Source organism: Methanoculleus thermophilus, assembly GCF_001571405.1.
Lineage (GTDB): Archaea > Halobacteriota > Methanomicrobia > Methanomicrobiales > Methanoculleaceae > Methanoculleus > Methanoculleus thermophilus.
Window position 1 is genome coordinate 150,823 of sequence record NZ_BCNX01000004.1, and the last position, 12,009, is coordinate 162,831.

At 55.1% G+C, this 12,009-nt stretch carries 9 protein-coding genes and 1 tRNA gene; all 10 read left to right on the top strand.

The window, feature by feature from the left end:
• Nucleotides 1-45: 45 nt before the first annotated feature.
• The 10 genes from MCUTH_RS11270 to MCUTH_RS02670 all read left to right on the top strand — a co-directional run bounded on the left by MCUTH_RS11270 (nucleotide 46) and on the right by MCUTH_RS02670 (nucleotide 11,899).
• Nucleotides 46-357 carry a DUF5350 domain-containing protein gene (locus tag MCUTH_RS11270; protein ID WP_083524730.1) on the top strand — a complete coding sequence of 104 codons (312 nt, stop codon included), beginning with the start codon at nucleotides 46-48 and terminating at the stop codon, nucleotides 355-357.
• Nucleotides 358-413: 56 nt separating this feature from the next.
• A complete protein-coding gene (locus tag MCUTH_RS02630; protein WP_066955125.1) occupies nucleotides 414-770 on the top strand; it encodes a hypothetical protein in 357 nt (118 codons plus the stop codon).
• The gene (locus MCUTH_RS02635; protein ID WP_066955128.1) at nucleotides 757-1,284 is read left to right on the top strand and encodes a nitroreductase family protein; all 528 of its coding nucleotides are present in this window, start codon (nucleotides 757-759) and stop codon (nucleotides 1,282-1,284) included. The genes MCUTH_RS02630 and MCUTH_RS02635 overlap by 14 nt, the downstream gene beginning before the upstream one ends.
• 19 nt (nucleotides 1,285-1,303) lie before the next feature.
• Nucleotides 1,304-1,642: a DUF555 domain-containing protein gene (locus MCUTH_RS02640; RefSeq protein ID WP_066955131.1), complete on the top strand. Its 339-nt coding sequence runs from the start codon at nucleotides 1,304-1,306 to the stop codon at nucleotides 1,640-1,642.
• Nucleotides 1,639-2,529 (top strand): carbohydrate kinase family protein, encoded by an 891-nt coding sequence (locus MCUTH_RS02645; protein ID WP_066955134.1) that lies wholly within the window; start codon nucleotides 1,639-1,641, stop codon nucleotides 2,527-2,529. The genes MCUTH_RS02640 and MCUTH_RS02645 overlap by 4 nt, the downstream gene beginning before the upstream one ends.
• Before the next feature lie 83 nt (nucleotides 2,530-2,612).
• Nucleotides 2,613-4,352, top strand: a complete 1,740-nt coding sequence (locus tag MCUTH_RS02650) for a DUF2070 family protein (RefSeq protein ID WP_066955136.1) — start codon at nucleotides 2,613-2,615, stop codon at nucleotides 4,350-4,352.
• A gap of 46 nt (nucleotides 4,353-4,398) precedes the next feature.
• Nucleotides 4,399-5,577 carry an aminotransferase-like domain-containing protein gene (locus tag MCUTH_RS02655; protein WP_066955139.1) on the top strand — a complete coding sequence of 393 codons (1,179 nt, stop codon included), beginning with the start codon at nucleotides 4,399-4,401 and terminating at the stop codon, nucleotides 5,575-5,577.
• Between the two features lie 241 nt (nucleotides 5,578-5,818).
• Nucleotides 5,819-5,903 (top strand) — tRNA-Leu (locus tag MCUTH_RS02660).
• Between the two features lie 650 nt (nucleotides 5,904-6,553).
• The gene (locus MCUTH_RS02665) at nucleotides 6,554-7,417 is read left to right on the top strand and encodes an alpha/beta fold hydrolase (RefSeq protein WP_201784931.1); all 864 of its coding nucleotides are present in this window, start codon (nucleotides 6,554-6,556) and stop codon (nucleotides 7,415-7,417) included.
• Between the two features lie 963 nt (nucleotides 7,418-8,380).
• Nucleotides 8,381-11,899 carry a tetratricopeptide repeat protein gene (locus MCUTH_RS02670; protein ID WP_161937563.1) on the top strand — a complete coding sequence of 1,173 codons (3,519 nt, stop codon included), beginning with the start codon at nucleotides 8,381-8,383 and terminating at the stop codon, nucleotides 11,897-11,899.
• Nucleotides 11,900-12,009: the final 110 nt, after the last annotated feature.

A 12,009-nucleotide genomic window follows, 5' to 3' on the forward strand; every position in this document is an offset into this window, starting at 1 on the left:
AACTTTTATCAACGGGTCTGCTCATAAATATAAAGGAGTTTTATCATGGGAAAGACAGGAAGCGTTCTATGGGCCCAGGTTAAGGGCGTGAAGGGACAGATACGGCTCGTCCCTGCAAGTGAAGGCGAAGTGAAGAAGCCCGGTCCGAACCAGCGGTTCAAGCCTGCGGCGGACATCTACAAGCGGACAAGCAGAGATGGGCAGGACCCGCGGCGCGGTGGCCGGGGTGGACGTGGCCGGAGCGCAAGCGGGAGCGGGCGCGGCAGAGGTAGTGCCCCCACTATGGACGTGCGGGTACGCCGGTGCATACGGCGCGCCAAAGTGTCGGCTCTCGGAACCAAGCAGAAATCGAGATAATTGGGTCTCCTCTTCTCCTTCAATACTTTTTATACTTGCGAGTTCCAGTATGTGGTATGGATCTCAAAACCGCCATCAAGACCTATCAGTTCGCCGAACGGGCGAAATCTGAGCTGGTTGTCGGATCGCAGTTGATGACTGCCCTGATCCAGTTCCCAATCCAGGAGAAACCCGGTGGGAAGCGGATGCTTTTGATGGTGCTCGAGTCTATTCGCTCGGAACTCGATTTTGCTTATGGCGATACCGGGAATGGCGAGTTTAAGAAAGCCATCGACCACCTCAACGAAGCGATCAGCCTGACCGAGAGCATGGAACTCGGCACTGCTTCAGAGAGGATGGGCCGAGCCGTCAGCGCCGTTACAACTGCAGCCCAGGCCGCGTGGGAGACGCTCAAAGAGCATGAACTCATCTGATCTCCTTCACTTTCTAAAGACGCGGTCGTCGGTCCGGAGTTACTCCGCAGAGCCGCTCGAACCGGAGGATATCGAGTATATCCTTGCCTGTGCGAGTACGGCGCCGAGCGCCGGCAACCGTGAGTCCTGGGACGTTGTTCTCGTCACCGATGAGGATCTCCGGATGGATCTTGCACTTGCGGCCTTTGAACAGCAGCAGATCCAGGATGCGCCTGCGATCTTTGTGGTCTGCGCAAACTACGTTCGGTCTATGTCGCACTATGGGGAGCGAGGAATCCTCTATGCACTCGAGGACGCCACCATTGCCTGTACGTATATGATGCTCGCCGCACACGCCCGGGGTCTGCACTCATGCTGGACAGGGGCGTTCAGCGACGACGATATCCGCGAGATCCTTGGTCTTCCGCAACACGTCCGGCCGGTCGCGCTTCTCTCTGTGGGCAGGGGGACGCCACCGCTCGAGCCCATGGAGCGGATGCCGGTGAATGAGCACCTGCACCGTGAGACCTGGTAGGAACTACATTGGAGAGATTATGCCGGATTATTTGGTTACGCTTGAGTCAGCGTGGATAATTAAGGATGTTAAATCCATGGACGATGCCGTGAGCATCGCAATCAGCGAGGCGGGGAAACGGCTCAACCCCTCGGCAAAGTTTGTTGAGATCGAGGCGGGGATGGTCGCCTGCCCTTACTGTGAGGGAGAACTGAACACCGCTCTGGTCGTGGCGAATACCGCCCTGGTTGGGCTTGTGCTCCAGATGAAGGTCTTCCGCGCGGAGTCTGCGGAACATGCAGCAAGGATTGCAAAGTCGGTCATCGGGAAAGCGCTGCGCGATGTCCCGCTGAAGGTTCAGGATGTGCAGGAGATATGATAGCCGTCGTCGGGCATACGGCCATTGATCACCTCTTCCGGGTCCCGAAGATCCCGGGAAGACATAATTCGACCTATATCATCGGTCATGACGTCTACTTCGGCGGCGGAGCGGCGAACATCGCTGCCGGGATTGCGACGCTTGGCGAGCGGTGCCGGCTGGTCTCCTCGGTCGGCGGGGACTTTCCGGGCAGCGACTACGACCTCTGGATGCACAATCTCGGGATCATGCAGGACTTTATCCTGGTCAAAGACGCCCGCACCGCGACCGCGTATGTCTTTACGGACGATGACGGCGACCAGGAGACCTTCTTTGAGTGGGGCGCGTCAGTAGCGTTTGCCAAGGCCGAACCTCCCGCTCTCGACTTTGTCCATATGGCGACGGCCGACCCCGATTACAATGTCCGGGTAGCCCAGAAGAGCAAGTTCGCCTCCTTCGACCCGGGTCAGGACCTTCTCCGGTATACCCCCGATCAACTTGAGATCATCCTTGCGAATATCGATATCCTCTTCTCAAACAATCACGAGATGGACCGGATGTGCGATATGCTGGGGCTGGAGCGGGAGGCGCTTGTCGCATCGGTCCCGATGGTGGTCACGACCCGCGGGGCAGAGGGGAGCCTCCTCTGCATGGACGGCGAGGAGCACCATATTCCGGCCGTCAAGGTGAACGCCGTCGATCCCACCGGGGCCGGCGACGGCTATCGGGCCGGGTTCCTTGTGGCGTTTGCGAGGGGTTACGCGCCGCTCGACTGCTGCCGTGTGGGGGCGGTAGTATCATCCTTCGTCGTTGAGAAGGCCGGCACTCAGACGAACCTCCCGGACTGGGACAAAATGCTCGAACGGTATCGGAAGGTCTTTGGCGAGATCGGAGAAACATTTAACTGAGTTATGGGGTATGTTACACAGTTTGCCGGCGCAATCGTGCCGGCTCCTGCCCCCGGTATGAGAGCGGCAGCGGGGGGCGGCTGATGGACTCCGGCCCCGATGTGCGCGTCGAGGGGCTTACCCGATACATCTTCTCGGCCCCCTCCTGGCCGCGTTCACTTGCGCTCATCGTTGTGCTCGGCTTCATCATCGATGCCGCCACCTACCGGGCGGGGAACGAGTTCTTCCTGCTCGGCACCCTCGGCTTCTCGGTCCCGGCACTGATCGCATTCCTGCTGACAGTTCCGCTGGTGCAGGCATCCGGCCGACTGATAACCTGGAACCGCTCGGCTCTTCTTGCGCTGACCTGTACGGTTCTCTCGGTTATCCTGAGCCTCTCGCCGATTCTGGTGTTCGGTCGCGGCATCCTCCCCTCCCTCTACGCGGTCGCACTCGGCCTGACCTCCGGCCTCCGGCTGCTGGTCCTTGTTGCCGTGGCCGACTACCGGGTAGGCCGGATGGTTCCCCCTGCGTTTCTTCAGGGGGCTGCAGGGATAGCGGTAGGTGCCTGGCTCTTTGATCCAGGATTCGTCCCCTATGCCCTCCTCCTCCAGGTAGTCTTCGGTCTGATCTTCGTCTTCCTGATCTGGCTCATCGAGCGGCCGCTAAAGCGCGCTTTTCAGATCAGCGGGCTTAACTTCCTCAATACCTTCATCGCCCACCTGACCGACGGCTCAAAGAATATGGAGGACTTCTTCCGGGAGATCGGCGAGGAGGTCTATGTCCCGCAGGTCTCGCTCTTCTTCTCCCGGGAGTCGGGAAAGGACGTCCTTTTTACGGTCCCGAACGTCCACCCCGGCCCGATGGGCGACGTCGGCGGCGGCAACCTCCCCCGAATCCTCCATGACACGTTCCCCGAGGAGACGCTGGTCGCCCACGGTTGCGCCACGCACGACTTCAACCTGGTCTCGGAGAGCGAGATCACGAAGATCGCCCGCGCCGTTGATGCGTCCCGAAAGGATGTCACCTTCACCGGGACTGCGAGCCCCCCGGTCAGGGTCAGAGCGGGATCGGTATCGATCCTCTGCCAGCGGTTCGGGGATGCCCTCCTGATGGTGAGCACCCGCTCACCTGAGCGGACGGAGGATCTCGATTACTCGATAGGCCTTGCCATCATGGCCGAAGGGCGGTGCGCCTTCTCAGAGGTCGCTTTCGTGGACGCCCACAACTGTATGATCAGTGTGGAGTCCCCTGTCCTCCCGGCAACACGGGTCGCGACGGAGTACATCGCCGCAGCTCGAGAGGGGTTCCGGGTCGCAAAGGATATCCCCTGTGGGCCGCTCGCGGTTGGGGTCTCCCACGTCCGGGTCCCGTTCACCCGCGAGCAGGGGTTTGGGTCGCTCGGGGTGCAGGTGCTGGCGACCGAGGTCGGCGGGAGGCGGGCGGCCTATGTCCTGATCGACGGGAACAACATGGCCCCGGGTGTTCGGGAGCGCCTGCTCTCCGTGGCGCTCGCCCACGTCGATGAGGCCGAGATCATGACCACCGATACCCACACGGTGAACACCGTCAGCGGCAAGAACCCGGTCGGCTACAGGGTGCCGGTGGAGGAGATCGTCCCATATGTGGAGAGAGCGGTCACCGAAGCGGTCGCCGATCTTGCGGCCGCCCGAGTCGGGGCGGCGACGGCCTCGTGCGAGGGGATCGTCGTCTTTGGGTCGCAGCGGGTCTCGCAGCTTGCAAGCACCGTGAATGCAATGCTTGCGTTCATCGCACCCATTAGTTTCATGATCCTCGTCCTTGCGTTTCTGCTCTCGGTCTTCCTCTACATCGCCCTCCAGTAGGGCGAAATCCCCGGCATTTTTCTCTCTATACGCCCAAACCTTCATCATGAGTTACCGGTTCGCTGGTCGGATGGGACGGATTCCTGAGTCGTTCCTCGACGAACTCTTCCGGGTCTCGGGAGCGCCCGGGGTGATAACGTTTGCCGGCGGTCTGCCGGCCTCGGCCTACATCGATGTTGCCGGGATCCGGGAGGCGGCCTGTGAGGTCTTTGATGAGATGGGCAGCAAAGCCCTGCAGTACACGACGACGGATGGCTACCTGCCGCTCCGGGAGTTCATCGCCGACCGCTATCGGCAGCGACTTGGTCTTCCGGCGAGACCAGAGGAGATCCAGATCGTGAACGGCTCACAGCAGTGCCTGGATCTCGTCGCAAAGATCTTCCTTGACCCGGGCGACGCCGTCGGGATGGAGCGGCCCGGCTATCTCGGGGCGATCGAGGCCTTCTCTCTCTACGAACCGGTGTTCCACGCAGTCCCGCTCGAGGAGGATGGGCCGGACCTTGCGGCGTTTGCATCGCTCGTCCGGGACTATGCGCCGAAGTTCTTCTACGGTATCCCTAACTCTCAGAACCCCTCGGGGAGGACGTATTCGCAGGATAAACGCCGCGGTATCGCGGAGATCCTGGATGGGACGGATACGGTCTTCTACGAGGACGACGCTTTCGGGGAACTCTTCTTCGACGGGAGGCCGCGGCTGCCGGTGAAGCGTTATCTGCCGGAACAGACGGTGATGACCGGGTCGTTTTCCAAGATCGTCGCCCCCGGGATGCGGATAGGCTGGATCTATGCGCCGGAGCCGATCCTTCAGGAATTCAACGTTGCAAAACAGGCGGCCGACCTTCACTCGAACTTCCTCTCCCAGGTGATCCTCCACCGCTATCTCGTGACACACGATCTCGACGCCCATGTCCGCCGCGTTGCGGCGGTCTACGGGGAGCGCTGCCGGCTGGTCTGCGACCTCCTCGACGACCTGATGCCGCCGGGGATGACCCACACCACGCCTGAGGGCGGGATGTTCATGACCGCGACCCTGCCGGACGGTCTCTCGTCGATGGAGGTCTTCTACGAGGGAATCAAGGAGGGCGTCGCGGTCCTTCCCGGGGTGCCGTTCTACGTCGACGGCGGGGGAGAGGATACGATCCGGCTGAACTTCTCGGCGGCGTGTGAGGAGGAGATCGTCGAGGGGATGCACCGGCTGGCGAGGGTGGTCCGGAGGCTGGAATGAGAAACTGCGCGAAGCCGGGCGCGCGAGGGATACCGCGTCATCGGGCGAAGATGCCTGATTGTAGCCTCTAAGAGGGCCGAGCCGCTTCGGGACGCGTCTCCAATCATCCGTGCTCGGCCTTCAGATCACCTCCGGCTCCGGGGTTATGGCGGGGGAGGTTGCCGGACTTGATCTTCGCCAGAGACCCCGCCGGGCGTCGGACTTAATACCTTCGGTTGACAATAGGTACAGGATCCTTTGAGCGAGGGTAGCTAAGCCTGGCCAAAGGCGCCGGACTTAAGATCCGGTCCCGAAGGGGTCCGTGGGTTCGAATCCCACCCCTCGCATCCCGTAAATGGGCTATGGTTATTTGAACAAAATTTGTTACCCCTCCACCATTGAAACCAATCCATGCATGGGGCACTATCCTACTATTGTGGTCACCCGTCCATCTAAAGAGTACACGGCTCTGTTGTTCCGTTCTAACGGATTGTAGAGGGGTTGTATTCTTGAGGTCATCACGAAATCCTCTGAGAAAGGTGATTTCCCCCGTTCCCTCCCCCTGATCGCGGATGGTGGCTGAAAACTGTGAACCGTCGTGAGTCACGATCATTTCCGGGATAAGGTCTTCACTTGTTATGATTCCTCCAGGAGGAAGTGAGCCTGCCCTCTTGTATTGGAAGTATAACGAAAACCCGCCCTTGTCAACATGGGGGTTCAACAGGGCCAAAAATTGACAGTTCATCGTTCGCAAGGAATATCAATTCCGGATTCGGCTCGCCTATCGCCTGCGAAACCTATTTATAATGAACAGTTACCTGGGGTCTGCCTACCAGGAGGATCTTCTGTCTTAAGCATCAAAGGTCTGTTTGGGATAAGAGGGGCTTCTCATCGGAGGCGGACAAGAGACCTTCCAGCGCCATTGGCTGACTGTCCCGGCACTGGAGCCGGATGAAATAATGCAACCAGGACGGTGAGTACGATGCCTACTATCAGGATGAAAGATAACACCCAGATTTACTATAAGGATTGGGGAAGCGGACAGCCGGTGGTCTTCAGTCATGGCTGGCCGCTGAGTTCGGATGCCTGGGAGGACCAGATGTTCTTCCTGGCAGAACATGGATATCGTTGCATTGCCCATGATCGCCGCGGTCATGGACGATCTGACCAGCCCTGGAACGGGAACGACATGGACACCTACGCGGATGACCTCGCGACCCTGGTCGAAGCGCTCGATCTTGGGGATGCGATCCACGTCGGCCATTCCACAGGGGGTGGCGAAGTCGCCCGTTACATCGGTCGCCACGGCACGGATCGTGTGGCGAAAGTGGTGTTGATCGACGCGGTGCCGCCTTTTCTGCTGAAAACGGCTGCCAATCCCGGCGGGATACCACGAGAGACCTTCGATGAGATCCGCGCTGCCGTCCTCGCCGACCGTTCGCAGTTCTTCAAGGACTTCAGTTCCCCGTTTTATGGTGCCAATCGGCCGGGTTCCAGAGTCTCGCAGGGTCTTCGTGACACGTTCTGGCTTCAGAGCATGATGGCCGGACATAATGCCGTGTACGAATGCATCAAGGCCTTCTCCGAGACCGATTTTACGGAAGACCTCAAAAAGTTCGATGTCCCGACCCTCATTATCCACGGCGAAGACGATCAGATAGTACCCATCGGAGTCTCTGCAATGCTTTCATCCAAGATAATCAGAGGTGCCATCCTCAAAGTATACCCGGGCGCTCCGCACGGCATCTGTTCAACCCACAAAGACCAGATCAATGCGGATCTGCTCGCATTCATCAAGGGCGAGGCGGTCCCTGATACATCCATGGAGTCCGGGATGAAACCGGCCGCAGGGGCGAGATAGAATCATTCAATTTTTGACTCCCTGCTGATTGATATGGTTATACTTGAACGAAAGGCGGTGAACGTTTCAGATGCCTGTGCCCGCTGATCTCCTCGCGACTCTAGATACCTATGGGAATTACGGCACGCCTCATTGCTCCAATCCCTCTATCCCATGTTTGCTCAGCGTAAACGGTTTCCCGCCCTTGGTGTTCCGCTTCATAAGCGGAGCGTTCCCTTTGAGAACCCCGTCCTTTCTCACTCAGTATACGGAATCGCAAGTATCTTCCGGCGCATCTCGCGGAGTCCTGGCAGTCGATCTCGTGGGACGGCGTTGCAAAGTCAAGCTCCCGCTTCTTCCCGGTGAGGGTGGTGCGCCAGTTCTCTGGTCTTGAGGAATATGACATAACACCATGCAGATTCCGTCCCCTGGTACTCGGCTGCCTTGTTGAACCAGCGGTTCATTCCCTCGGTAACTCTACGCGCGCCGGCCGCGACAAGAAGGGCAATGCATATTTCTTCCCGGATGTCTCGGTGAACATTGACTGCCGGTTTGACGACGAGGGCATCGGCCGGTACAGGAGAAGAGGGCACGTCGCAGTGATTCGGATATGATAAATCGTTTGGGTAAGTTGTGTGGAGCGTCAAGACTGTAAGTCTTCTGGAATCGTGATATACCTCAAAGGGTGCCTCCCAATCTGGAGGTTGAAAGAAGATCGTTGTGTTCAAGACTCCATGCAGACCACTAACGGGTTTTTGGGCAGTTGGTATACATGCTGCGGCCCCTCCGGTGGTCCAAGAGTAAAGTATATCTACTCCATTAGATGAGGGGGTTCAGGATGTGGTCATAGAGGATGCTGCCAGATGGGATAGGGTGAGACCCTTTTGATGTGGCCTCGTTTGATGTGGGGGCAATATCTGCTAACTAGGGTCTGGAGGGCAGATGAATTGGAAGGGGGTAAAGTTCCTTCTGGGGTTACTCCCCATGCTGATTGCGGCCTATTTTCGGGGCTTGGAGTATGCCTCCAGCCGTATTGTCAAATGGTTCTGCCAAAAAATATACACATTACTTAATTGGCGCTTTTTAACCCTTCTTTTAATCGTAACAATTGCCCTGTTCTTCCATTACCTGATATTTAGTTTAAATTTAGTTTCGGTAGCCGATATCCTCGCGGGAAATCTGGTCTGGATGCCTTCTGGCGTACTTGTATGGATTCGAGATTTTACCCCGATTACGCTCCTTGAATTATGCGGGATCATTTTACTTGCTTACCTGCTCGTTGAATTCATCCGCTATGCGAGAACCGCTTCGACGAACGTGGCCATTGATGAGTTCAAGGATTTCCGCAAGAGAGCTCCTGGGCGTAATCCGAAGGGGTCCCCTCCTCTTGCCGAGGATCTCAATGACAGGCTGGTAGTTGAACTGGACCGGATCTGCACCCTATACCATAACATAGCGGAATCAATGTACTCAGTGTCTGGTTCGCCCGGTATGCGACCCCAGCCTCCTCGAATTATAGTCGAAACGCCGGATAATATGCAGACTGCATCTCAAGTCAGCCAATCGCTGACCGTGGGGCCGGTCAACATTCCTATGGGCCTGATCCGGGGGATCATATCGTCGTTTATGAAAGGTGTACGGGTAGTTGGGTTTCTTTTTGAGGAGGACAACCGATTGCAACTGGTCGTCCACAAGATCGGCCCAAAAGAGCAACTCAGTTGGACCGTTACGGGCCCGGAAAAGGCTGGAAATGCTACTCTTCCGGCTGCCCCGGTTCTTGACAGCATGATTCAGGAATTGGCATGTAAAATGTTCGCATCTATGGAATTGAAAGGCTCCCACGAGTGGAAGGCAGTCCGGAGTTTTAATCAAGGTCTTGAAGAATACCTCCACAGTAAAACGAAGCCGCACTATCGTGTTGTTGGGTTAAGGCGAGCCGAAAAAAAGTTTATTGAGGCTCTTTCCGAGGATAAAAGGTACCATAAGGCGTATTATAATCTTGGGGTTATCTACTACGAGCAGAAGAAATGGCAGGCGGCTGAGAGGGCTTTTATCTCAAGCCTCCAAGCAAATCCGAATGATGAGAACTCATATTATGCCTTGGCACTGAACTACTTTCAGGAGGCATATGAGGTTCTCTCGAAGGGAGAGATCAACAAAGAAAATGGCCTTGGTAAGGAACAACTTCGAAGCGTCTATTGTGATTTATGCCGCGTAATCGAACTCTGCGATGTCTGTTTGTCGCTCCAGTGGCCTAACCCGGAAGCCTATGAGTTGAAAGGGTTCGCATATCGTCTTAGATGTTGTATCACCGATAAGTGCTTGGACTTAGATCGAGGCTGTTCCTTGGATACAGTTCTGACCGAGAGGTGTGGTGTCGACGATCTGGAGAATGCGATACGATATCGCCGTACTGCGGTGCAACAGTCCTGGGGGTGTTTACGCAAGCGTTTCATAAAAGCCTCTCTGCTGCCCAGTCAGGATAGGTCTGCCAGGGAGTTCGAGGTGACTAAAGATCTGACGTACAAATGTCTGAATAACTTTGCGTATACGCTTCAACAGAAATGTATCGAGATAAAGACCCATTCACAATTAGGAAATCTTGGAAGGGTAAATGACCTGACTTGGATAGATCATCTATCTTTCTGGTTGCTATCCCATATTCTGATAAGGATGTATCGGCAGGCCTTGGATCTGAAACCTTCAAAAGCAAATCCTCATCTTGGTATAGGGGTTGTATATCTCACCGCGGATCGTCCAGATATCGCAGCCAGGTATTTTAGGAATGCAGTATCGATTGATTGCACTCTTACGTCTGCCTGGGTATATCTTGCTCTGGCGTATAGCAAGTTGCTCGATGATATCGATAACGCCCAAAAGAGCGGCTCGGAAGGTCGTGTGAAATGCTCCGGTTTGAACGGTTGTACATCTGATAGAGAGAATATCTCTCAGAGTAAACGGAATGAGCAGAAACAGGATTTCCTTGACAAACGTAATTACGCGCTCAAGCAGATCTTGAATTATATTGAGGTCGAAAAACCATTTCATCTGTATCGAATCATTGAGGATCATAAGGACTGTAAAGAACGTCCAGAAAGCCAGAGATGCTGGGAGGTTATCTGGTTAGTTGATAAAGCACTTAAGTTTCTGGAATATGCCAGAGCACTTGATGCATCTAACGAATTCGTTCTCCCTTCACTCGATTTTATGCGAGATGAGTCAGGTGAGGAGCCAAATGTGGATTCAAACCTCAAATCAATCTTTGAAAATTGGCTGATGGGAGAGTGGTATCGTATACACGGGGTTTTCTTACTAAAGTGCGGTAAGCCGGTTCTTGTCGAACAGATGTTTCAAAAGTCTCTTGACATGTTGAAGTCGACGTATCCTGAGAGAGTTCGAAAGAATTCCATCCATGCGTCTCTGTCTCATGCCCAGATCCGGCAGAAGGACTATCTTAAAGCGATTACTGCCGCAGATAATGGTTTATCGCTCGATCCGAGGTGCTTCTATGCTCATCTGCGCAGAGGACAGGGGTTTTACGGTATCAACGATCTCGACCGGTGTGTTGAAGAGTACTACTTTGCACTTCAGTGCGATCCGGAACAACCTGAAGTTTATTTTCGCATAGGCCAGGTAAACCTGCTGCGTGCACAGCGTTCTCACGACCCTAACGAAAAGCGGGAACTTCTATCGGAGGCATTTAAGTACTTCAAAATGGCTCTGGATTTCCATGAGAGCGGCGATAGAGATTATGCAAAAATGCACTACTGGCTTGGAAAGTCTTCCTTGATCATGGGCTCTTACAACGAAGCGCGAACATTCTTCGAAACAGCAGAAGCGGTCTTCAAAACCGTAGATCCAGCCGATATTGCTTCAATTAAAACCACATTTCACCTCGGTGAAGCGCATCTTGGTATGGGAATGTTTGCGAGCAGTTCGTTCCATTTTAAGCGCGTACATCACAGTTTGGAGAAATTCCTCTGTCTTGATGACTCCCTCTACGGAAATTCCCTCCTGCCGGAAGTTGAGGATTTCCTGGAGGATGGCATATGCACCTGCGCTCTTAGGGCTCTTTGTCATATTCGATGTGCGATCATGACTGAATTGTGCAAATCAGATGGCATAGGGGCTGCACAAAGGCACCTCGACGCCGCTGAACCGTTAATACAAAAGATCTCAAACCCAACAGCATCGCACGAGGTACGATCGGAATACCTGTGTGCAAAAGGTTGGTTGCTGCTGAAAGGGGGAGAGTATTCCGAAGCTATCGAGGCGTTTCAACAGGCTCATATATGGAAATCCATGGCGCAAAGTTATTGGTATATGGCCCGTGCCTATTATGAACGGGGAATGCGGTTGCATAATCCTCAACTTCGGAAAGAGCAGTTCCTTCTGGCGAGTGAGTGTTGTGACTACGTGAAAGCCCTTGATTTCACTGGTCGTTATACGGTTAGGGCGGAGCAGATGCTCTCCAAGTTGAAATGCTCTTTAGGTCAAACATAACTGATAGTAGGATTACTTGAACTGCAACAATGACTCCAATACGAGCAACTTTTGTTAATCCGTACCCGTTTAGAGAGACAATCCGAAACACCCAGTGTGCCGTATGGAGT

Bases quoted from the DNA above. Each gene is read 5' to 3' on its own strand.
- MCUTH_RS02665 (WP_201784931.1), top strand. From the start codon at position 6,554: ATGAAAGATAACACCCAGATTTACTATAAGGATTGGGGAAGCGGACAG.
- MCUTH_RS02645 (WP_066955134.1), top strand. From the start codon at position 1,639: ATGATAGCCGTCGTCGGGCATACGGCCATTGATCACCTCTTCCGGGTC.
- MCUTH_RS02650 (WP_066955136.1), top strand. From the start codon at position 2,613: ATGGACTCCGGCCCCGATGTGCGCGTCGAGGGGCTTACCCGATACATC.
- MCUTH_RS11270 (WP_083524730.1), top strand. From the start codon at position 46: ATGGGAAAGACAGGAAGCGTTCTATGGGCCCAGGTTAAGGGCGTGAAG.
- MCUTH_RS02670 (WP_161937563.1), top strand. From the start codon at position 8,381: ATGCTGATTGCGGCCTATTTTCGGGGCTTGGAGTATGCCTCCAGCCGT.
- MCUTH_RS02640 (WP_066955131.1), top strand. From the start codon at position 1,304: ATGCCGGATTATTTGGTTACGCTTGAGTCAGCGTGGATAATTAAGGAT.
- MCUTH_RS02630 (WP_066955125.1), top strand. From the start codon at position 414: ATGGATCTCAAAACCGCCATCAAGACCTATCAGTTCGCCGAACGGGCG.
- MCUTH_RS02635 (WP_066955128.1), top strand. From the start codon at position 757: ATGAACTCATCTGATCTCCTTCACTTTCTAAAGACGCGGTCGTCGGTC.
- MCUTH_RS02655 (WP_066955139.1), top strand. From the start codon at position 4,399: ATGAGTTACCGGTTCGCTGGTCGGATGGGACGGATTCCTGAGTCGTTC.